The organism is Hyphomicrobiales bacterium, assembly GCA_039989895.1.
Taxonomy (GTDB): Bacteria; Pseudomonadota; Alphaproteobacteria; order Rhizobiales; family JACESI01; genus JACESI01.
The window spans coordinates 1,085,344-1,107,245 of sequence record JBDXGY010000006.1 but is presented as its reverse complement, the minus strand read 5'-3'; the positions used below and the strand labels follow the sequence as shown (position 1 = coordinate 1,107,245).

Here is a 21,902-nt window from a genome sequence, read left to right as displayed (position 1 = left end):
TGAAGGTTGAATGAAACCTCGCGAAAATGAACCGAGCGGGGAAAAGGGTGTTTGTTGCTCTTTTCACTTTTGCTTTCACATGTCATAGAGATTTCAAGATAAAATTTAGCCCGACTTTGAAAGCTGGGACCATGCAATTTGGAGATTGATGTGGACAAGACAGAAATCCTGCGCCTTGAGACCTATCTCAAAAAACGCTTTAATTCGACTGCTCTTGAAGTACGTGGTCGCCCGACAAAAAAGGATTCTGCTGAAGTTTATATAGCGGATGAATTTGTTGGCGTTATCTATGTTGATGAGGAAGATGGCGAACGTTCTTATGATTTGAATATCGCTATTCTTGATATTGATTTGGACGAAGCCTAAGTCGAAGAAACTATTTTGATTGATGCGCTTATTGCACACGCATCGATATCAATTGTCGCTTTATGCTACTGTCGATTTGGCGCCATACAGGTAATAAATTACGGTGATAACGTATATTGACCGTAATATTCTTTTCAAATTGGAAATCATAAAGACACGTTGGTAAGATATTGTTTTCGCCGAGTTTTTCTTCCTGCAGGCAACGCGTCACAAATAATTCAGAGTTATTTCTAGCATAAAACACATCCTCGGATTTATAACCGGAGGCGGGGTCTAGTGTTTGGCCTATCAGGCCATCTGGACCTCTCCATGCTTTACCAGTGAAAAAACGTCGATAAATACCTTCCAGACGCTGCTCGGGAGAATTCGGTGGCTCAGTTTCAATCAATGATACAAAAATCAATGATTCAAGTTGGGCCGTACTTTCATAAATAGCAGCATCTTCCTGATTGTATCCTTTGAGCGATGGCCATTGAAAATATAGGTCAATAAATTGTTGGCGACCCGATATTCTTTGCCTGCCTCGACGAATGATGTTTTGCGGAATCTGCAATGAGGTTTTGGATATCAAAACATCAACTGGTTCTGTGCTGATTGAGTGATCGCCGAGAACAGCAGGATTGGTATAATGACGCAAGGCGAAGTGGATAGCTGCTGTGGCGATGACAAGCACAAATATGCCCGATAATATCTTAGTTGTTAGGCTCATAATTCCTCGACACCGTGATTCCTTTATCCTCTATGCCATGATTCACGCGCAGTTTCATATCTCGCGATGAGATAGGCACCGTATTTTGGCATAGGGTTTGCGATGATTAGGTAAGCGCTGCGTTATTGTTACGTATTGATACATAAACAAGGCTGAAGAGCGCTATATTTAAAAGGTGCGATTTAAAATGATACAGACTGAATTATTGATAACGATGTATATTGTGTGCGCTGGTTTTGCATCTGCCGGCCTTCTTGGTTCTTTTGTTCAGCTTTGGAAGACAGAACCAGTTGGATTTTCAATTAATTATGATAGTTTTATCAATGGTTTAGTTGGTGTATTCGTTTGTATTTTTGCAGGCCCGTTTATTATCATGCGTAATACACTGCGCGGACGGCGTATTGAGGGGCGGCCATTGGGCTGGGTTATTATGGCCAGTGGTATCGCTTCATTATGGAGCTTTTGTACCGGCTTAGTGATTATGCATTTTGCTCTTTCCATTCGGACGAGTATTTTTTTGGCTTGAGACTAATAACATCATCGTTCGATTCCAAAAATATGAAAGCAAGCCATGAGTCTTTATAGCCTTGATGATCGCATGCCTCAGTTGCCAGAGGCTGGAAAATACTGGATTGCTGATAATGCTAGTATCATAGGTAATATTGTCATTAGTGAAGATGTTGGGATTTGGTTTGGCGCTGTGCTGCGGGGCGACAACGAACAGATATACATTGGTGAGGGCAGCAATATTCAAGACCAATGCATGTTGCATACGGATATGGGATTTCCGATGACCATTGGTAAGGGGTGCACGATAGGTCATCGCGCTATTCTTCATGGATGCACAATTGAAGATAATAGCTTGATTGGTATGGGGGCAACGGTTTTGAATGGTGCGCGCATCGGCAAAAATTGTTTGATTGGTGCCAATGCCTTGGTGCCAGAGAATAAAATAATTCCTGATAACTCGCTGGTTGTTGGTATGCCAGCCAAAGTGGTGCGCTCACTTGATGACGCAGCTGTCGAGAGTTTGCGCTTATCATCCCATGATTATGTTCGAAACTGGAAGCGCTTCGCGGCTGGTTTAAAGGCAATATAAAAAACCATAAAAGAAGCCGACCCCTGGGGAAGGGTCGGCTCCTGTAGCTCGGTCACTTAGGTGGGATGGGGTGTGGGACGCGACCGAGAACTTGTTTTCTGGCGTGCTTTTAAAAAGCGATGCCGGAATTCGTTTTACTGGCTGATACTTGCTACTGATCCGACACGAATGTCTTTAATCAGTTCCCACTTACCAGTGTGATTCTTAGACTGACGCTTGATGTAAGTGTACGGCGTTTCGCTCCACAGCATCACACGATCATCAAGGTTATCAAGAACGAGGTCACCTCGGTCTGTGCGTACGGTCAAAACAGCATGGCCTTCACCGTTTGGTTGCAAAACAACCGTGATTAGCAAAGCTGAAGGCGGCCAACCCTGCGCCATTAAGGCTTTACGTTTTTCTAAAACATAATCTTCGCAATCACCTGCATGAGTTGGGTATGTCCAATATTCTTCTGTGCCATAAAGATCAGCGTCTGTGACAGCTTCGATTGATTGGTTTGCTTGATAATTGACATTGAGAACTGTTTCCCAATTCTTCTTTGTCAATTTAACGCGCACATCACCTTTTGTTTTTGTCCGACATTCTGAAGGGTTCTGATTGCAGAACTCATAGTGTCCAATAGGTATACTGGTTATTTTTCCAGTATCCATAAACGGTATACTTTTGGCTTCTGCGTTGTTTGCTATAAAAGTCACTGCGCTAACAATAATCGCAGTCTTTAATATGAATTTTGTTGTAGTCCCTAGCATTTTATTGCTCCCATTTCCTATGGGATGGACATTACAAAATAGTTTTTTACTTTCAGAAAATTTCGATTACTGCATTTTATTCAAATGAATACATAGTTTTAGTAAAATGTAGCGAGAATTATATTTGATTTTAAATCGATTTTGAGGAGATATTTATCTGTCTTTGAGGCAAATTTGCATAAAATTTTATGTAATTTTGAAACAGTGACATTGTGGCGCGCTGAAATATGGCGCGTTTTTTATTGCTTATTATAAGGGATTTTTTCTCCCTAAGCGGGAATATCCTGTAAAGTGCAATAATATCAGTAGCTTATATGATTTATAATTGATTATTCGCGCATGAGTTCATGCCGTATAGCAGTGCTTAATATACACTGTTATTGAAGTGAGTCTCGTGATGTAATTTGTAGGGGCTGTCGTTTTGCTCGTTCAAATTGAGCACTACCTGTAGGCTACTTCAGGGCAAATTATTCGAAGAAACATGAATCTGAACGTCAGAAAGCGTCATTTCACAAGGCAATTATGCCGTGAAATAAAATTAGATGCATAATTAGTTGGTTAAAAATTGATTGCTAAATCGCAAGGAAAGCTCGACTTTACGCAATATGTCAGCTCTTAGCCGAAATCAGTGTTTTGTATTTTTGAAAACTCTACCGCAATACCTTCTTCGAAAACGCGTACAACACGTGATCTGATTTTTCCAACCAAGAGTGGTGCGCCAATTTGAATAGGCCGTTCAAGCATTAAAGCTGCACCAGATAGCGACATATCGAGGATTTTGGCTTTAACTTCGGTTCCATCATGCAATGTGATGCTTGCATAAGGTGTTTCAGGAGCTTCGCGTAAATGGCGACGATCTTCTGGTAGATTGAGTTCATGGCGATTGGCAAGCCAAGTAAGCTGAGTGGATAATTTGTCACGTTTGCGCAGTGGCGCATTAACAGACATTGCAAAACCACTATCAAAAACTCTGGTTATGAGGCCTTCAATGCGGCCAACATGATCAACATAAGCGACCACTTTTTCACCTATTTCACCTGAAATAGGTCCGCTAATTCCAAGGTTTCCGGGTGACATATCGCGAATATGGCACGGGTATTCCTGTTGATTTTCCAACATAAATCGACCCAAGACATTGATTTTTACGCGCTGATAATTACGACGGTCTAATTTCGGCATGTCAGCACGTTGGCGTTTTGATTTCATAAAAGCAGTCATGAAAACTCTATCTTGGAGTTGCGATGTAATGATCCAAATAATAGTCGCGGTTGGTTAACAAGTAGTATTTATGCGCCATAAAAAAATTTAGAACGTAATGCTTTATCGAAATCAGTCAGTGTAATTGTTTCGGGGAGGTCTAGTGTACGCCGCCATCAAGCACAGTCAGGTGGCCGACTTTACGAGATCCAGAAAATTTTATGCTTTGCTCTTCAGCCTCAATGTCTGCTTGCAATGGGCGTGCGATTTCTACTTTATGTTGATGCGGCATAATCATCCGAAGGCTGGAAAGCTGAAGTTGTTTAATTGGCTCCATACCGGCCCAATAAGGCATTTGTAGTGGCGCTAAGCATCCCATAATGCGGGCATCTGTTCGGCCATTCAATTTTAAAGGCAGAAAGATTGCTTCAAGTGGTATTGTAAGTCCTTGTCTGTTCTTGCCAACAAGGCCAAGAATATTCACTGATGCATCTTCGCACGTCGTATGCAGAAGTGTTTGGATGGCGTCTTTGCTATCGCCATCTAATAGATCCATGAAATTGCTGTTTTTCACTTCGCGGCCAAAAAGACTGCATGTGCGGGTTCCTGCTAACCGGAAAGTATAGTCGTCGCTCCCGCCAACATGCAGGATAAATGTATCTTTTAAAACATTTCGAATATCTGCGGGCTCTAATGCTGAGCGATCCGGCGCAATACGGGCGCCTCTAATGCGATTCCAGTATATGTAAAGTTCATTCGTATGAGTATGTTTCATTTTGTACCAGTCTAGCCCCTGAATTCATTTTTTTCGTACAATGATGTACTCGTAGTGTTCGATTTTCGGACACGAGACGTATTTCTTTTGTGTCTGCCTGTTGTATCGCAGGAGACATGCCAACATCAGGGGTGTGGGCTGTCTTCAACGGCTTTACTGATCGTTAAGGTTAATGAGGAGTAAAGATTGATGAGGGCACTTAAATGGTCCATTTATGTCTCAACACGAGGGAAGCTCCACGGGTTAAACAAAAAAATTTGGTTGTGGGATTCGACCTAACCGTTCAACGTTAAATCGTTGGACGGTTTCTTTTTGTTTAGATTTATGTCCATGTCACTTCATTGAACGACATCAACGACATGAGAGAATAACTTTGGCACATAATGGTAATGGTGAATTTGATGGAAAATCGGAGTCCAGTGAGGACTCGGTGACAGATCATGAGCGCAGGCAGCCAGCCTTTAATGTGCCAATGGTCATTCTTGTCTCAATTGTACTACTTGCAGCGGTTCATCTTTATCGCTTTTACATTCTTGATGCTGATGGTGATCAACAGTTTTTGCTTGCCTTTGCTTTTTTCCCGGTACGTTTTAACGCTGAAGCTATGGTGGGTTTAGAGCATTTTTTCCCAGGCGGACAGGCGGGTGCTTTGGCCAGTTTTGTGACCTATGGGTTCATTCACGGCGACTGGCTGCATATTATTGTGAATGTGTTTTGGTTGCTGGTTTTTGGCAGTGCGCTTGCGCGACGGTTTGGTGTGGTACGATTTATACTTATGTCGCTGATTGGCTCAGTGGCTGGTGCGTTATTACATTTAGCAACAAATTGGGGCTCGCCTATTCCTGTGGTAGGGGCTTCGGCAGCTATTTCAGCACATATGGCCTGTGCAGCGCGGTTTGCTTTTGTACCCTATGGTCCGCTCGGTCGACCACGATCAGATCATCCCGGTGCGTTCTTCCTACCGTCTCTATCTATTTTTGAAATGGCGCGAAATGTTCAAGTTGTTAGTTTTCTTGGTATTTGGTTCGCCATTAACCTGATATTTGGCCTTGGAAGTGGCGTTATTGACGGTGAGACCTCTATTGCATGGCAGGCCCATATTGGTGGTTTTTTGGCGGGCCTAATCCTATTTCCATTGTTCGATCCTGTTGAACGTGCAGAATGAGCGCAGAGTTTTTGATTGTGAATCTTCTTGCCTTCTCTCTTCACTATACTAAACTTGCCTTCAGCTCATAAGTTAAATTTGAGACGTAAAATCAGGGAAATATACAGAAAACATACAGTTTTCTAAGCTGGAGGGTTACGGTTTTAGATATTTTTTGGTCGATTAAAAGGAGGCATACTTATGAAATTATCACAGTTATTGGATAAAAAAGGACGTAAAACGCTTACTGTTGATGCGAATGAGACACTTTCATCGGTTTTTTCGGTCTTGGCGCAGAATAAGATTGGCGCGCTTGTCGTGTGTAATGCAAAAGAAGAGGTCGTCGGGATTATTTCTGAGCGTGATCTGGTGAAAGCTATTGCTAAAGACGGCGAGCGAACGCTGTCATGGCCAGTGGAATCTTGCATGACCACGGATGTCATTACTTGCTCAGAAAACGATACGGTGAATGACGTTATGGAAAAGATGACCGCAGGACGGTTTCGTCATATGCCGGTTGTTGAAAATAACAAGCTTAGCGGCGTGATCTCAATCGGTGATGTTGTTAAAAATCGAATAGAAGAAGTCGAACGGGAAGCGGCTGATATTCGTGCTTATATCCACGCTAGTTAATTTTAAACTGCGATTGATTGCTTTTCTGATTTGGCGCTATTTTGAGAAAATTGCGGTGCGAGCATTGCAATAATTGGTTTTGCTGCTGCATAGCCTGCATCAATCGCTTCGCTTGCGCGATGAAAATCAAATAGGCCGATATCACCTATTTGGGGTGATACTAATGTATCGGGCGGATCACCAGCCAGACGTGAGCGTGCAATACGGTCTTGGATGATGTTAAAGGATTGCATCATCACAGACGAGATACCTGGCGGTCCGTCTTTACGGCCCAATATCTGGCGGCGAACAAGGCGTTTTGCATCGGTATTTTGCTCTATTCCAGATGCGGTTTTATCCACTATATCCAAGCCATTAATGTCGTCTTCATTTAAAGAGGTGGCTAGCATTGTATTAGCCATGACTGTGCCTTTGCCAACGCCACTTGATGTCAGGCTGATGCCGATGACATAGTTCGCGTTCATTGCGCGACAGGTTGTGACCGGTACGGGATTGACGAGCGCTCCGTCTACGAGCCAGCGGTTTTCTACCTTAACTGGTTTGAACACGCCGGGCAGGGCATAAGATGCTTGAAGAGCGGATGCCAGATGGCCTTTGGTGAGCCAAATTTCATTGCCGTTAGAAAGCTCTGTGGCGATGCAGGCGAAGGGTATCTTGAGATCTTGAATTTCAATGTCATTGAGGTTTTGGGTCAAAATTTTGCCTAGACGCGATCCATTGATCAGACCACTGCCAGAGAGACTGACGTCCATGAGAGCAAAGACGCGGCGTTGTGTGAGTGAGCGGGCAAATTTCTCGAGCTCGTCAAGGTGGCCTGCGGCCCAACATCCGCCAACCACGGCACCTATTGATGTGCCGCTGATAATATCGGGCTTGATGCCAGCTTCATCGAGTGCGCGCATAAACCCTATATGCGACCAACCTTTTGCTGCACCTCCACCTAACGCCAGACCTAAACGTGGTTTCACCATTCGTCCCATTCCTAACAGTTACCATCAGTATAGGGTATATTTCTAACCATAAGGTGAATAATGAAAAATTGATTGGTAACAATAGGTTACATTTATTTCATCGTGAATTGATTCAAGAGATTCTATTTTAAGAAATTGATTCAAGTCCTTCAAGTTATGAATCTGATTCAAGCTGACTATCGGCGGGATTGCTCGTGTTTGGCTTCATCTTTCGATAGAAGCAAGACTTTACGCCACGGTGACAATTAGACCCGTTTCCAGCTGTATTGACCTTGATAAGAACGACGTCCTGATCGCAGTCTGTGCGTATTTCAACCACTGTTTGAATGGAGCCCGAAGTATCACCCTTGTGCCAAAGTTGACTACGCGAGCGTGACCAATACCAAGCTTCTCCGGTCTCGATTGTTTTAGTCAATGATTGTTCATTCATGAAAGCAAACATGACAATCTCGCCGCTTACTGCATCTTGTGCAATGCAGGGGATGAGGCCATTTGCATCGAATTTGGGGGTGAAATCTGTACCTTCTTCAAGGCTTGATTTATCATCGCGCGATTTGAAAAGTGTCATTGTTCATACACCCATTGTGTTCACTGTATCGTTTATGAAGAACCTATATCATGACCTTCTATCATACTATTATTCTTCATGTTGAACATGAACGATATTGAGGTTGGAGTGGGCGATTCAGTGCTTACCCTGCCGGCTTCTAAGTGTTGGCTTATTTTCCAAAGCCGCGTACGAGCTGCATGAAGCGGACTTGCTCTTCGGTCTCTTCTTGAAACACGCCGGTGAACTGTGTTGTCACTGTTGAGGCGCCAGCTTTTTGGACACCGCGTAAAGACATGCACATATGTTCTGCTTCCATGAGAACCGCAACGCCACGCGGGGTGAGGGCATCATCAATAGCATTGGCAATCTGGATAGTCAGATTTTCTTGTGTTTGAAGGCGGCGCGAGAAAGTATCGACAACGCGCGCAAGTTTTGACAGGCCAACAACGCCGCTTGTTGGGTAATAGGCTACATGCGCTTTGCCAATAAAAGGCACCATGTGGTGTTCGCAATGCGAGTAAAACGGAATATCACGCACCAAGACGATATCGCCATATCCGCCGACTTCATCGAAGGTGGTTTTTAGGACATCAGCGGGGTTCTCATCATAGCCTTTGAAAAACTCACCATAGGCTTTGGCAACGCGTTTTGGTGTGTCTTCCAGTCCTTCACGGGTGATGTCTTCACCAGCCCAAGCAAGCAGCGTTTTAACAGCAGCTTCAGCTTCGGCACGCGTTGGCTTTTGAGTAGGTGTGTTTTTCTCTAGAGTTTTTTTGACGATTGCATCCATGGCGCTCGCTCCTTTGTTCTAACGTTTATCCGGTTTCCCAGAACTGTTTCCAAACATGTATAAGCGGATACTGATGACGTACTTTATGTGTCCGTTATTATCAGTCGCACCATGCTAAGGTCAGCTATTGTGCTTGACCCATGTCTTATTATATGGAGTTTATTGGCCCAATAGCAATGAATTTTGCATTATATTTTGCGAGACCGTTATGATTAATGATGTTTACAACGCGAAAATCCTTGAATTTGCAGGGAATATTCCTCGCATTGGACGCCTTGATTCTCCTATGGCGAGTGCGAAAGCTCATTCAAAACTATGCGGTTCTACGGTTATCGTTGATCTTGTTGTGACCGATGGCGTTGTCAGTGATTTTGCTCATGAAGTTAAAGCCTGCGCCTTGGGGCAGGCAGCGTCTTCGATTATGGCGCATCATATTATTGGTGCCTCAATTGAGGAACTGAAAGAGGTGCGTGAATGCGCGCGCTCCATGTTGAAAGAGGAGGGTGAGCCCCCTTTGGGTCGGTTTGAAGATGTGAAATACCTCACACCTGTGCGCGAGTATAAAGCGCGTCATGCTTCAACCCTTTTGACATTTGATGCGGTTGTTGATGCCCTTAATCAAATTGAGCACAACAATCTATCTCAAGAAATGGCATAAAATTATGGTCCGTATTGTGCGCGGAATCATTCGGTTTTATCAGCTGGCATTGTCTGCGCTTCTTGGTCAAAATTGCCGCCATCAACCCACTTGCTCGTCTTATGCTGATGAAGCGCTGTCACGCTTTGGGGCTTGGGCCGGACTTTGGATGCTTATTGCACGCTTTGTGCGGTGTGGACCTTTTGGGACATCAGGCTATGATCCTGTGCCAGAACAGTTGCCTGACGATGCGCGTTGGTATATGCCGTGGCGCTATGGGTTTTGGACGGGAAAACATATCGACCCCGACACGCGACTCGATTAGAATTAAATAAGATGAAGAACAGGCTTACCCGCATTCGTGCGCGGCGACTGAGCAGGAGACAATTTAGATGATTACCCTCACATTTCCCGATGGCAATACACGTGACTTCGATGCTGGCGTGACCGGCAAGCAAGTTGCGGAGAGCATTGCTAAATCTTTAGCTAAAAAATCTGTGGCGATGGTCTTGGATGGCGAGCTTTCTGACCTTTCTGACCCAATAGAAAAAAATAGCGCAATTGAATTTGTGAAACGTGAGGATGAGGCAGCGCTTGAGCTAATCCGTCATGATTGTGCTCATGTGTTGGCTGAGGCAGTGCAAGAGCTTTTTCCTGGTACACAGGTGACAATTGGTCCTGTGATTGAGAACGGCTTTTACTATGACTTTGCGCGTGAAACGCCCTTTACGGTTGATGATCTTCCGGTAATTGAGAAGAAGATGCGTGAGATTATTCAGCGCAATCAGCCTTTCACTAAAGAGTTTTGGAGCAGAGATAAGGCTAAGGAGTTTTTTAAAGCTAAGGGCGAAGATTATAAAATCGAACTTGTTGATGCGATCCCTGAGGGTGAAGACTTGAAGATGTATGCTCAAGGCGACTGGATCGATCTTTGTCGTGGGCCTCATATGTCATCAACCGGTCCTGTGGGCACAGCTTTCAAGCTAATGAAGGTGGCAGGCGCTTATTGGCGTGGGGATGCAGACAATGAAATGCTGACCCGTATTTATGGTACTGCTTGGGCGAATGAGAAAGACTTGAAAGCCTATCTTCATATGCTTGAAGAGGCCGAGAAACGCGACCACCGCAAACTTGGTCAGGAAATGGACCTATTCCATTTTCAAGCTGAAGGACCAGGCGTTGTCTTTTGGCACGCTAAAGGTTGGACGCTTTTTCAGAATCTTGTCAACTACATGCGCCGACGTCTTGAAGATGAATATGATGAAGTGAATGCGCCGCAAATTCTGGATAAAGGATTGTGGGAGACATCAGGTCACTGGGAATGGTACCGGGAGAATATGTTTGTCACTCACAGTGAGGATGATCGGGTTTTTGCGATCAAGCCGATGAACTGTCCTGGTCATGTGCAGATTTTCAAGCATGGGCTGAAATCTTACCGTGATTTACCGCTTCGCATGGCAGAATTTGGCGCTGTGTCACGCTATGAACCATCAGGTGCGCTGCATGGCTTGATGCGGGTGCGGGCGTTTACGCAGGATGATGCTCATGTCTTTTGTACTGATGAGCAGATGGCCGAAGAATGTCTTAAAATCAATGATTTGATCCTTTCAACTTATGCCGATTTTGGCTTTGATGAGGTGGTTGTTAAACTTTCAACCCGTCCAGAAAAGCGTGTTGGTTCTGATGAGTTGTGGGATCGCGCTGAAAGTGTGATGGCGGATGTGCTGAAAACCATTGAAGCGCAATCAGGTGGTAAGATAACAACCGATATTTTGCCGGGTGAAGGTGCCTTTTACGGGCCAAAATTTGAATATACTTTGCGCGATGCAATTGGCCGCGAATGGCAATGTGGCACGACACAAGTGGACTTTAACTTACCTGAACGCTTTGGTGCCTTCTATATTGATGCGGATGGTGAGAAGAAACATCCCGTTATGATCCACCGCGCTATTTGTGGTTCGATGGAACGCTTCCTTGGCATTTTGATTGAAAACTTTGCCGGCCATTTTCCGCTTTGGATGGCGCCGGTGCAGGCTGTTGTGACCACCATCACATCAGATGCGGATGACTATGGTCATGAGGTTGCGGCCACTTTGAAAAAGGCTGGTTTGAAAGTCATCACTGATTTCAGAAATGAGAAGATCAATTACAAGGTGCGGGAGCATTCGCTTGCTAAAGTGCCGGCCATTATTGTGTGTGGCATGCGCGAGGCTGAGGAGCGCTCTGTTAATATTCGCAGGCTCGGCTCAAAACATCAAACAGCGATGTCACTTGATGAGGCTGTGAGCTCTCTTGTCAAAGAGGCAACACCACCGGATATGGCTTGTGCTGAGTGAATATGATTGCTGAGTGAATATGATGTATTTAATTTTATTATGAATTAAATCTAAAAATTTTTTGTAAACTTTTGATTGTTAAAATGTCCTGAAACGGTTTTTCAGGTTTTATTATGAGTGTTGCAAATACAGTAAAAAAACGTCTGACAATGATGAATTTTGTCATTGCGATCACCAGTGTGATCGGGGTGATTTCCATTTGGGAATTGAGTAATGGCATGCATTTGCACGAGCTTAATTTTGCTCATTATGATTATAGTGCCAAGTTGGCAACGCGTCTTGAGACGGCCGACTTAGAAGCGTCTGTTGACCGTCAGGATCTTAAAGCACTTGTCAGTGATATTCGGGATCAGCCAATCGCATGTCTTAAACAGCATGATATGCTAACAGCGTTGTCTACAAAATTTTTAGGCACCTACCAAGCTTTTATTGTGTGTCAGGAAGACTTGGTTATTGCTGATCGTGCCTTGGAAATTCTGAATTCGCTCGATAATGGCCATCCAAGCTTAGAAGCCGCGCGTCTTGAATTACATCAAATTTCTCAACAATTTGTGGACCACTCCCATCAGTTTTCTCCTTTGGTGTCGAAAACGGTTAGCGCACTACTGATCTTTTCCCTATTTGTTATGTTTATTAAGGGCGGATTGGTTGTCGTCGTTTCTTTGGTTTCTTCGCGTTCTATTTTGAAGCAGTTTGCCCGATCGCAAAAAATGGAAGAAAGGCTTTGTGCCAAGAATGCGGAGTTGGGAAATTCTATTTCTGTGCTTGAGAAACAGAAACTTGAAATTAACACAGCCAAGCAAATGGCAGAGCACCATTCGCTGCATGATCCGCTTACCAATCTGCCCAATCGTCGCTTTCTTGATCGTAAAATGAAACAATTTGACGATCGCAATAAAAAAGTGGCCCTGCTCCATATTGATATCGACCATTTCAAGCAGATCAATGACACGAAAGGCCATGACGCTGGCGATTATATTTTAGTACATGTTGCTAATATGCTGCAAGAATTGGTCAGGGGTAGAGATTTCGTTGCCCGTGTCGGTGGTGATGAATTTGTTGTCCTTGCAAATTTGACAGAAAGAGAAGACCCAAGAGTACAAGCTGTGACACTAGCTGAGCGTATTAACAAAATCATGAGTCAGCCAGTTAGTTATGAAAACGAACCTTGCCGTTTGAGCGTTAGTATTGGAGTTGCCAATAAGCTGGATGATACGGTGGATATGAAAACACTGTTTGTAAATGCGGATACGGCTCTCTACCGCGCTAAACTTGAAGGGCGTAACCGGTTTGATATCTATGACGAAACGCTTAAAAATGATGTGATGCAGCGTAAATCATTGGCCGATGAACTGATAATCGCGGTTGAGCGGCAGCAGATTATTCCTTTCTATCAATTGCAGTTTGAAACTCAGACCTTGGCTGTGTCAGGCATGGAGGCACTCGCGCGTTGGGAGCATCCGTCAAAAGGTGTGGTTTCTCCGGCTGAGTTTCTACCTATTGCGCAAGAGCTTGGTATTCTTGGCGAGATTGATCAACTAATCATGAATAGGGCTGTGAAGGATTTGAATGGACTTGATGTGGCTGGTTTGCAGGTGCCGAGAGTGTCTATAAATATTTCAGCACAACGCCTGAATGAGCAGAATTTCCTTGAAGACATTAAAGCGCTTAATTTGCCGGCAGATAGAATTTCGTTTGAACTTTTAGAGAGTATCTTCCTAGATAACGCCGAAGATAAATTGCGCTGGACTATAGATGGAATACATGATCTTGGGATTGATCTTGAGATAGATGATTTTGGTTCAGGTCATGCTTCGATTTTGGCTCTGTTAGATGTCAAGCCAAGACGATTTAAAATCGACCGCCAAGTCATTCGTAATATTCATGAATCTAGAAGCACACGCTCACTGGTGCGATCAATTGTCGGTATTGGTAACTCTCTAGATATGGAAGTGGTTGCAGAAGGTATCGAAACTGTTCAACATGTTGCTGAAATTCAAAAAACTGAATGTGCGCATCTGCAAGGTTATGCTTTGGCTATGCCAATGTCGATAGAGAATCTACACGGATTTTTGCGTGAAAAAAGCTGGCTTAATATCGCAGCTTAATTGATGTCGCCCAAGATCACCTCGACATCGCGGTGGATGCCACTTTCAACGGTAAAGCTTGTCGAGTAATTTTTCCCCTCGTTCCTTGCAAAGGCGACATAGTCTCCAGCGGCAAGGATCAGTCTTGGAAACGCACTTTTAACTGTATTCACCACAGGATCTCCCCCCGGTGTTAAAACTGTCCATGAGGTGTCAGCAAGGGCCTCACCACCGGTTTCACTGACAAGCTTCAAGGTGATTTCAGCGCCTCTTTGATAGAGTGTCAGTTCTGTCAGTTCGCCCGATTTGATTTGCACCGTGGCCGTGACTTCTGAATTTATATCGCCGTATTTACTTGTGACATTATAGTCACCTGTCGCGAGCCTTACGATTTCATCTGTGGCAAGGTCGGTGATAATTGTTTTTAATTCGCCACCTTCTTGTCGGGCTATTTCAAACCTGACATCCTTCGTGGGGATGATGTAATTTTCATTGAACGCTGCATTCAGTCGTAGGCCGCCAGCGGCAATGTTGAACGATGCTTCTGTCAGGGGTGGTGTTAGGCGAACGCGTTTGATGTGCTCTGCATAACCAAAGGAAGCATGCACATTATAATATCCAGCAGGTAGGTCAAAGATGGCACTACCCTTTGTCGATGTGCTCAGTAAAGCAAGTTTACCTTCGGGTGTTTCCTTGTCGGAGAATATGCGCCAGATCAGACCCGATTGCACCGGCGCTTTGGTGCCATCAATAATAGCATTCACTTTTAAAATGGCATTTTGATTTGGGAATTCAGTCGCAGCCCTTGGTGCAGGGGTGAACGATGGCAACCCTGATGTGCCACCTGTCGGCCTTGATGTGGGTACTGGAATAATACGTGTACTATCATAGATAAATGCTGCATGGCTTACTTGCATAGAAAAAGCACATGCCATCAAAACAATAAAAACCGTGAAAAAGGTGAGAATTGACGCGTTTATTGCTGATATAATATTTTCCGAAAAATATCGCACAGTTGAACGATCCATTATTTGTACTGAATTTACTCTATTGCTTTTGTTAGCGAATTTTGAGAACAGGTTCAATCATGAATGTGTTATTTCATTGGGGAGAAAAAATGGCAGGACCAAATGATAACGCGTCTCTTGCTGCTTATTTATCAACAAGGCGCACTGTGCCATCATTAAATCTCGGTGGGCCTAAACCAGATGAAGATGTCGTTTCCAAGATACTCGAGATTGCTGTGCGGGTGCCAGATCATGGGAAATTGGCTCCTTGGCGCTTTATTCGATATCCGGCGGAAAATTGTGTTGATATTGGGAGGTATCTCTCGGATCTTTGGGGTCGTGAAAATTCTGACGCCTCTTTAGAGAGATTGGCACTGGAAAAGACACGATTTATGCGGGCGCCTATGGTTATTGGTGTTGTAAGCAATCCTATTGCGCCTCATAAGGTTCCTGTTTGGGAGCAGCAGCTATCATCTGGTGCGGTCTGCCTCAATCTTATTCATGCAGCCAATGCTTATGGGTTTGCCGCGCAGTGGTTGACCGAATGGTATAGTTATCATGATGAAGCCATGCGGTACCTGGGTGTGCAAGAGGGTGAACGACTTTCAGGGTTTATCCATATTGGTACTCCCAAGGTCGAACCAAGCGAACGTACGCGGCCTACAGTTGATACAATTACGAGCGTTTGGGCGCCCGAATTAAAATAGAGGAATTTAGATGTTTTATGAGCCTGCTAAGGCAAACCACGGCTTACCGCATGACCCTTTTAAAGCGCTTGTGGTGCCGCGACCTATTGGCTGGATCGGTTCATATAGTATTGACCGCCAGTCCAACCTTGCACCTTACAGCTTCTTCAATGCCGTTTCATCGAGCCCACCTATTATCTGTTTCTCATCTCAAAATTATAAAGATAGTGTCACGAATATCGACCAAACGGGCGCTTTTTCTCATAATGTGACAACTTGGGATTTGCTGGATGCAATGAATGCTTCCTCTGCGGGTGTGGCCAGTGATGTGAATGAGTTTGAGCTTGCCAAGCTTACAGAAAAAAAATGCGAACTTGTGGATGCTCCTTGTGTGGGCGAGGCGCCTGTTGTTATGGAATGCGTTCATCTGGAGACGAAAAAATTAACGGATAGGCATGGCAACCAAACAGATTGTTATCTCGTCTTTGGTGAGGTTGTCGGCATTCGGATCGATGAAAGTGTCATCCGCGATGGTATGGTTGATCCGCGTCTTTTGCGACCGATTGCTCGTATGGGATATATAGATTATTCGCTTGAGGATGATCCATTCACGTTAAAGCGGCCTTAATCCTTCTTAACAAACAATTAACCATGTTTGACGCAAGTTTGACTGGAAAATTTGAGAGGATTATCGAGTCGTTATGACTTCTGCGATTGATGGTTTAACTGGGGGTGCAACAGGTATTGGCAGCAGTGGCTCGCTAGACCAAGTGTTGCGCCGTGCGTCGGCCCAAACAGGGGTCGATTTTGAGTATCTTCTGCAAACAGCCCAGCGGGAGAGTTCGCTTAATCCCAATCTCAAAGCTACAACATCATCAGCAACAGGTTTATTTCAATTTATCGAACAGACATGGCTTTCCACTATCAAAAGCGATGGTGCACGCTTTGGGCTGACAAAGCAGGCTCAACAAATTGAGCAAAATCCTGATGGTCGTTTTTTTGTGCGTGATAGCGTGCAAAGACAAGCAATTCTGGATCTTCGTAAAGACCCAGATGTATCCTCAAAACTTGCTGGAGCGCTGACCCAAAGAAATGCTTTTTCTCTTTCTCAGGCAATTGGGCGAGAACCAAGCGGGGGAGAGCTTTATATTGCGCATTTTCTGGGTGCCAAAGGTGCGATAAATCTGATTAATGCCAATGCGCGTCAGCCCAATCAAAGTGCGGTTGAATTGTTTCCAAGTGCAGCCAAGGCGAATAGACCTATATTTTATGAAAAAAACGGCGAAGAGCGTAGTGTAGGCGAAGTATATAGTCGATTGACCAGCCGTCATGAAAGCGGTGGTGGGCAAAGGTTGACACCGCCTGATCCAGCGCAAACACTTGCAAGTCATGCATCCGGCAATGATGTCTCATCTGGAAAATTGGCAAGCGGACCAGAAGCGGCTTTTCTTGCTGGTCATTTTAGTGGCGGGGTGAATGCATTTGCGCCGCAAAATGCAATAGGCCAAGGTGTTTTTGGAGCTGTTTTGGGGGAATCAAATACACACTCCCAAAAAACATTCTTTGCACCTAATTATAATTCTAGCCCAAATAATCTTGGGCCAACTCGCGAGAATACTGGGGTCATACCCAGCCGTTACGCACGGGTGAATGACGTGGGTGAGGGGTCCTCCGATGTTAAAGCGAACTCTGTTCAAGTTATTGATATAAAAGTTGATTCAGCAGCTAATACAGCAGGCGTGCAGGACGTAACGCTCTATCCTTCGATCTTTAATGAGCAAGAGGCGGTGGTCATAAAAAGTTCAGAATTTGGTAAAACAGACTTGCCACTGGATTTATCGCATTATCTGAAGAAGCAGCTTCCCAAATAGGGTGCTAGGATTAAAATTAAACTGAGCAAACATTAAAAACATGGTGAACTAAACATTAAGGCTTTTGCTGTTATTGTTGGATGAAAGTAAATTCCTCACAGTATTTTAGTAGCAAATGATTGTTGAACAATTCATCCAATGGGTAATAACTGCGACGCCTGAAAAGCGTTCGAAAGCAACGCATGCTTTAGCGCGGGCTTATTTACAATCGGATTTTGCAGCCGAAGATATGGACGCTGCAGAGGCAGCGATGACATTCCTTTTGGATGATCCGGATCAAAGTGTGCGTATGGCGCTTGTTGATGTTTTGGGGGGCGCTGAAAATGCACCACGCCACATCATACTTGGTTTGCTGGATGACGTAGAAGAAATTGCAGCGCTGATTGCAGCACGTTCTCCTAAATTAATTGATTCTGAACTCGTTGATATCATCGCGACTCGTGAGCTATCTTTGCAGCGTGCTGTTGCAGGACGCAGGCCACTATCCGTTGGCGTTGCAGCGGCAATTATCGAGGTATGCTCATTTGAAGTATGTCTTTTGGTGATGGAAAATTCTGATGCCGATATTTTGCCAAGTACGCTGTTGCGTCTGACTGAAAGATTTGGCCATGAATATGACATGCAACAGCTTTTACTGCATGATGATAGACTGCCAATCGCAGCACGCCAGATTATTGTCACCAATTTGAGTGATGAGCTTTGTGAGCATGCCGTGATAGAATCGCGCATGGATAGTGCACGGGCTGAAGATGTTGCTCGTGAGGCACGAGATAGGGCGACGCTTACTCTTGCGCGTGATATTGATGATAGCGAATTGCCTGTTTTGCTTTTGCATCTGCGCGATAGTGAACAGCTGACCACAGTTTTAATGCTTCGAGCAATTTGTGCTGGTCAAGTCATGTTTTTCGTAGAAGCGTTGGCGCTTTTGTCCGGTGTGGATAATTCGCGTGTGATGGCTTTGCTGAAAGATAACTCTGATAAGGCGCTTTATACGCTCTATATGAAAGCAGGGTTGCCTGAAGAGGCTTATCCGGCTTTTTCAATTGCTTTCGATGTTTATGTGGAAGAAGGCGCTGTTTTGGATCCGACGGATCAATATCGTTTCACGCGCATTATGATCGAACGTGTTCTTGACCGCTATCGTGGACAGCACTTTGATGGTGTGGGCGAACTATTGACGATGCTGCGTCGCTACGCTTCTGAGACAGCCCGTGATGCTGCGCGTAACTATGTGAACCTGCAAATCAGTGCTGCATAGCGTCTAATATATTCATATATAAAACTACTGCAAATCAGCTGGTAATTTGATGGGAAATACCTTGAAGGTTATTGGCAATGCAAGTGGGCTATAATTCTGAAGCGGTATTCAGTCATGCTTTCGATAAATTTTATCATCGAGCACCTGCGAGTTATAGGCGTAGCAAAGAGATGCCACAGTTGGATTGAGATATGCTCTTATAATAGTGAGCGAACGCGAATACCTGCTTTGATGAAACGACCCGGATTGACGGCTTTTTTGCCCAGTCGTGTTTCATAGTGCAGGTGAGGGCCGGTGCTGCGCCCTGTGCTACCGACACGGCCTATCACTTTGCCAGAAGTTACATTGTCACCTACTTTTACATCAATGCGGCTTAAGTGAGCATAGCGGGTGGTGATATTGCCTGCGTGCTGTATTTCAACCAGTCGACCATAACCACCGTTCCAGCTTGCTTTCACTACTTTGCCGGGGCCTGTTGCATAAACAGGTGTGCCGATTGGTGCTTTGAAATCCATGCCTGAATGAAGGGCATAACGTTTCATAAAAGGGTCCAGTCTTCGACCGAACTGGCTTGTGATTTTGCCTGTTTTGAGGGGGCGTCTGATAGGTATCAGATCCACCTTCTTTTTTAATTTATTGAGATGGGTGAGATTTTCTTGGAAAGCCAAGATTGAATGATCAAAAGCAAGCGGATCAAAGCTGGCAGCATCTTGAAAAGGTCCACCGATAGCGTCTGCTGGATGAGGCGGCCCTGAAGGTGCCTTGAACCCTAGTGAGCGTATAAGCGTTGCAATGTTGCGTGATGAATCAGCGGTCTTTTTTGCCATCAAAAGCAACTGCTGCGCTTGTGCACGTTCTTCTTCGTGGAGATTTTTCTCTATCAGGTTTAAATCAAGAGTTTCGGCACCTGATGCCGTTCTAATATGACTTGAGATATCTCTCTTGTTTGCCAATTTGAAAGATGTGGAATTAGTTCCACTGAGATTTGCAAGCGAACTTGTGGTTGTTGGATCAATTAGGGCGGCGGCCTGTTTATGGGTAGCAACTCTTTTAGGATGTGGCCTTGGACTTGGTGCTGCCAATGGTATTGAAATGCCCGCCGCCGAAGCAGATTGAGCAAGACTCACAACAGTGCGTTGGCGTTCATCCAGTGAGGTACGTAGCCCCAACAAGCGATCGATTTTATTTTCGACTGATTTTTGATCAAGCAATTGCCGGCTGGCGATGCGATCAATTTCAATGCGTAAGGTCGCCAGCTGATCCTCATAAGCATTTTGAACATTGACTTGGCGAATACGTGATGAATTCAGCAAGTCATCGCGGAACATCAAATAGCCCGTTGCGAATAAATAGCCAACGGCAAAAACGACGACCACAAAAGCGCCGCCAAATGCAAGGAATGGATGGATATTTAGACTGGTTACTTGATCGCCTTTTGCGAATATAATGCGATGGATGTCTTTTCTACGGCCAAATTGTTTATTTCGATTTGGAGTAGAGTTTGTACTTACCATAGAATCACCAGACATTTTTCACAAATTTGCACTTATTTATTAGCGTTTAGAGTAGCTTTTTATGGTTAATAAAGGGTTGATTTCTGGTCTCGCATGCGTTGAAAATTGGTCGCAACTCAAGCTGTGAATGGACTAATTCACTGCTGTTATTCCGGCCAATGGTTTATAAAATCCTGGCGTTAATCCAGCCTGCGATCTTGCCTTGTCATTAAAGGGCGGACGCAAGCCGCCGCGAAAATGTTTTTGCACCATTTCGTGAAAAGTTTGTTCCGGTTTGAGGCCATGACGTGCGCAGGCGAACAAAAACCATTTTGTGCCAAAGGCAACATGGCGTTTTTCGTCACGGTAGATAATTTCTAAAATTGCCGCCGTTTTATCATCTTTTTGGGTGCGCATTTTATCTAACATGGGTGGGGTGATGTCCAAGCCACGTGCTTCTAAAACCAAGGGGATAATGGCCAGTCTGGCAATTAGGTTATGCCCTGTTTCTTCTGCGGCTTGCCATAAACCATCATGAGCAGGTAATGCGCCATAGAAACTATCCATTTGCAGCAAGCGGTCACGCAAAAGCCCAAAGTGTTTAGCTTCTTCTAGCCCTACCTGCACCCAGTTATCAAAAAAGGCGCGAGGCATGGGTAGGCGTGCACAGCGGGCAATGAGATCCCATGCCAGATCAATTGCATTGAGTTCAATATGAGCAAGGGAATGGACAAGCGCCAAGCGGCCTTTCTCGCCACTGATTGAACGCTTTGGCATTTCGCGGGGTGATATGAGTTCCGGTTTTCCCGGTCTGCCAGGGCGCTTGGGCAAATGTGGTTGTACACCGCTAGTCAAAGATAATGTTCTTGAAAACCAAGCTTTTGCTGTTGCGTGCGCCAAGTCAACTTTTATAGCAAGGTCGCTTTGTGCAACAATCGCAATCGCCGCGCGTTCAAGGCAGGGTTGTTTACTGGCCGATGTTTCCATGAAAACTTAAAGTGCCTTGAGTGTTTCTAAGACCGCGTCAACATGGCCTGATACTTTAACTTTACGCCAGATTTTGGCGATTTTACCATTCTCGTTGATTAAAAAAGTTGATCGCTCAACGCCCATGTATTTTTTTCCGTACATGCTTTTTTCAACCCATACGCCATAGGCTTCCAGCGTGGTTTTTTCTTCGTCAGCTGCAAGTGTTACGGTGAGATCGTGCTTGGCTTTGAATTTATCATGCTTTGTGGCGCTGTCTGGCGACATCCCAATGATCTTGGTGCCAGTGGCTTTAAAAGCATCGAGATTTTCACTAAACCCAATAGCTTCTTTCGTGCAGCCCGGTGTGTTGTCTTTTGGATAGAAGAATAAGACAATTTTTTGTCCCTTTAGTGCGCTTAATGTCACTGTTTGGCCACTATCACCGGGCAATGTAAAGTCTGGCGCATTGTCGCCTTCATTTATGTTAAAATTGTCTGCTTTGGTCATGAAATATAGGCGCCTTTTAATTGATCTTTGGGGCTTTTAAGAGCTAAATTCTATTAATTTATCAT

Annotated in this window: 24 protein-coding genes; 13 read left to right on the top strand and 11 right to left on the bottom strand. The window is 44.6% G+C overall.

The features are described from left to right. Window positions 1–150: 150 nt before the first annotated feature. Window positions 151–366 carry a DUF3126 family protein gene (locus tag ABJ081_11720; GenBank protein MEP6357337.1) on the top strand — a complete coding sequence of 72 codons (216 nt, stop codon included), beginning with the start codon at window positions 151–153 and terminating at the stop codon, window positions 364–366. A gap of 28 nt (window positions 367–394) precedes the next feature. Here the strand turns inward: ABJ081_11720 and ABJ081_11715 are convergent, their stop codons facing one another. Further along, the gene (locus tag ABJ081_11715) at window positions 395–1,075 is read right to left on the bottom strand and encodes a hypothetical protein (protein ID MEP6357336.1); all 681 of its coding nucleotides are present in this window, start codon (window positions 1,073–1,075) and stop codon (window positions 395–397) included. Window positions 1,076–1,262: 187 nt separating this feature from the next. On the opposite strand from ABJ081_11715, the gene ABJ081_11710 reads away from it, so the two are divergent. Both ABJ081_11710 and ABJ081_11705 read left to right on the top strand, forming a co-directional pair. Next, window positions 1,263–1,601: a hypothetical protein gene (locus tag ABJ081_11710; GenBank protein ID MEP6357335.1), complete on the top strand. Its 339-nt coding sequence runs from the start codon at window positions 1,263–1,265 to the stop codon at window positions 1,599–1,601. A 45-nt stretch (window positions 1,602–1,646) separates the two neighbouring features. Next, window positions 1,647–2,174, top strand: a complete 528-nt coding sequence (locus ABJ081_11705) for a gamma carbonic anhydrase family protein (GenBank protein MEP6357334.1) — start codon at window positions 1,647–1,649, stop codon at window positions 2,172–2,174. A gap of 134 nt (window positions 2,175–2,308) precedes the next feature. Here the strand turns inward: ABJ081_11705 and ABJ081_11700 are convergent, their stop codons facing one another. The 3 genes from ABJ081_11700 to ABJ081_11690 all read right to left on the bottom strand — a co-directional run bounded on the left by ABJ081_11700 (window position 2,309) and on the right by ABJ081_11690 (window position 4,898). Continuing rightward, the gene (locus tag ABJ081_11700; protein ID MEP6357333.1) at window positions 2,309–2,926 is read right to left on the bottom strand and encodes a transglutaminase-like cysteine peptidase; all 618 of its coding nucleotides are present in this window, start codon (window positions 2,924–2,926) and stop codon (window positions 2,309–2,311) included. Window positions 2,927–3,541: 615 nt separating this feature from the next. Then, on the bottom strand, window positions 3,542–4,144 hold the full coding sequence (locus ABJ081_11695) for a PilZ domain-containing protein (GenBank protein MEP6357332.1): 603 nt from the start codon (window positions 4,142–4,144) through the stop codon (window positions 3,542–3,544). 139 nt (window positions 4,145–4,283) lie between these two features. Further along, window positions 4,284–4,898, bottom strand: coding sequence for a PAS domain-containing protein (locus ABJ081_11690; protein ID MEP6357331.1), 615 nt, complete (start codon window positions 4,896–4,898; stop codon window positions 4,284–4,286). 373 nt (window positions 4,899–5,271) lie between these two features. Between ABJ081_11690 and ABJ081_11685 the strand changes: the two genes are divergently transcribed. Both ABJ081_11685 and ABJ081_11680 read left to right on the top strand, forming a co-directional pair. Continuing rightward, entirely contained in the window at window positions 5,272–6,063 is a 792-nt protein-coding gene (locus ABJ081_11685; protein MEP6357330.1) for a rhomboid family intramembrane serine protease, read from the top strand. A 180-nt stretch (window positions 6,064–6,243) separates the two neighbouring features. Further along, on the top strand, window positions 6,244–6,675 hold the full coding sequence (locus ABJ081_11680) for a CBS domain-containing protein (protein ID MEP6357329.1): 432 nt from the start codon (window positions 6,244–6,246) through the stop codon (window positions 6,673–6,675). Between the two features lie 2 nt (window positions 6,676–6,677). Here ABJ081_11680 and ABJ081_11675 read toward each other — a convergent pair whose 3' ends face one another. The 3 genes from ABJ081_11675 to folE form a co-directional block, all read right to left on the bottom strand. After that, the gene (locus ABJ081_11675) at window positions 6,678–7,646 is read right to left on the bottom strand and encodes a patatin-like phospholipase family protein (protein ID MEP6357328.1); all 969 of its coding nucleotides are present in this window, start codon (window positions 7,644–7,646) and stop codon (window positions 6,678–6,680) included. Window positions 7,647–7,800: 154 nt separating this feature from the next. Continuing rightward, the gene (gene hisI, locus ABJ081_11670; protein MEP6357327.1) at window positions 7,801–8,214 is read right to left on the bottom strand and encodes a phosphoribosyl-AMP cyclohydrolase; all 414 of its coding nucleotides are present in this window, start codon (window positions 8,212–8,214) and stop codon (window positions 7,801–7,803) included. A gap of 151 nt (window positions 8,215–8,365) precedes the next feature. Continuing rightward, a complete protein-coding gene (folE, locus tag ABJ081_11665) occupies window positions 8,366–8,986 on the bottom strand; it encodes a GTP cyclohydrolase I FolE (protein ID MEP6357326.1) in 621 nt (206 codons plus the stop codon). A gap of 208 nt (window positions 8,987–9,194) precedes the next feature. Here folE and ABJ081_11660 point away from each other — a divergent pair, with 208 nt between their 5' ends. From ABJ081_11660 to ABJ081_11645, 4 genes are all read left to right on the top strand, one after another. After that, a complete protein-coding gene (locus ABJ081_11660; protein MEP6357325.1) occupies window positions 9,195–9,644 on the top strand; it encodes an iron-sulfur cluster assembly scaffold protein in 450 nt (149 codons plus the stop codon). 4 nt (window positions 9,645–9,648) lie between these two features. Then, window positions 9,649–9,948, top strand: coding sequence for a membrane protein insertion efficiency factor YidD (gene yidD / locus ABJ081_11655; protein ID MEP6357324.1), 300 nt, complete (start codon window positions 9,649–9,651; stop codon window positions 9,946–9,948). Window positions 9,949–10,015: 67 nt separating this feature from the next. Next, complete coding sequence (gene thrS / locus ABJ081_11650; GenBank protein MEP6357323.1) at window positions 10,016–11,959, top strand: threonine--tRNA ligase; 1,944 nt, start codon at window positions 10,016–10,018, stop codon at window positions 11,957–11,959. A 113-nt stretch (window positions 11,960–12,072) separates the two neighbouring features. Next, a complete protein-coding gene (locus ABJ081_11645) occupies window positions 12,073–14,067 on the top strand; it encodes an EAL domain-containing protein (protein ID MEP6357322.1) in 1,995 nt (664 codons plus the stop codon). Here ABJ081_11645 and ABJ081_11640 read toward each other — a convergent pair. Continuing rightward, window positions 14,064–15,074, bottom strand: coding sequence for a hypothetical protein (locus ABJ081_11640; protein ID MEP6357321.1), 1,011 nt, complete (start codon window positions 15,072–15,074; stop codon window positions 14,064–14,066). The two genes, ABJ081_11645 and ABJ081_11640, sit on opposite strands and share 4 nt — an antisense overlap. Before the next feature lie 89 nt (window positions 15,075–15,163). On the opposite strand from ABJ081_11640, the gene ABJ081_11635 reads away from it, so the two are divergent. The 4 genes from ABJ081_11635 (at window position 15,164) to ABJ081_11620 (ending at window position 18,868) form a co-directional block, all read left to right on the top strand. After that, entirely contained in the window at window positions 15,164–15,760 is a 597-nt protein-coding gene (locus tag ABJ081_11635; protein ID MEP6357320.1) for a nitroreductase, read from the top strand. A gap of 10 nt (window positions 15,761–15,770) precedes the next feature. Next, complete coding sequence (locus ABJ081_11630) at window positions 15,771–16,367, top strand: flavin reductase family protein (protein MEP6357319.1); 597 nt, start codon at window positions 15,771–15,773, stop codon at window positions 16,365–16,367. A 73-nt stretch (window positions 16,368–16,440) separates the two neighbouring features. Then, window positions 16,441–17,610 (top strand): lytic transglycosylase domain-containing protein, encoded by a 1,170-nt coding sequence (locus ABJ081_11625; GenBank protein MEP6357318.1) that lies wholly within the window; start codon window positions 16,441–16,443, stop codon window positions 17,608–17,610. Window positions 17,611–17,725: 115 nt separating this feature from the next. Beyond that, window positions 17,726–18,868, top strand: a complete 1,143-nt coding sequence (locus tag ABJ081_11620; GenBank protein ID MEP6357317.1) for a DUF2336 domain-containing protein — start codon at window positions 17,726–17,728, stop codon at window positions 18,866–18,868. A 197-nt stretch (window positions 18,869–19,065) separates the two neighbouring features. On the opposite strand, the gene ABJ081_11615 is transcribed toward ABJ081_11620, so the two are convergent. The 3 genes from ABJ081_11615 to bcp form a co-directional block, all read right to left on the bottom strand. Next, window positions 19,066–20,382: a M23 family metallopeptidase gene (locus tag ABJ081_11615; protein MEP6357316.1), complete on the bottom strand. Its 1,317-nt coding sequence runs from the start codon at window positions 20,380–20,382 to the stop codon at window positions 19,066–19,068. Window positions 20,383–20,514: 132 nt separating this feature from the next. Then, window positions 20,515–21,348 carry a ferritin-like domain-containing protein gene (locus ABJ081_11610; protein MEP6357315.1) on the bottom strand — a complete coding sequence of 278 codons (834 nt, stop codon included), beginning with the start codon at window positions 21,346–21,348 and terminating at the stop codon, window positions 20,515–20,517. 6 nt (window positions 21,349–21,354) lie between these two features. Beyond that, the gene (gene bcp / locus ABJ081_11605; protein ID MEP6357314.1) at window positions 21,355–21,837 is read right to left on the bottom strand and encodes a thioredoxin-dependent thiol peroxidase; all 483 of its coding nucleotides are present in this window, start codon (window positions 21,835–21,837) and stop codon (window positions 21,355–21,357) included. Window positions 21,838–21,902 lie beyond the last annotated feature (65 nt).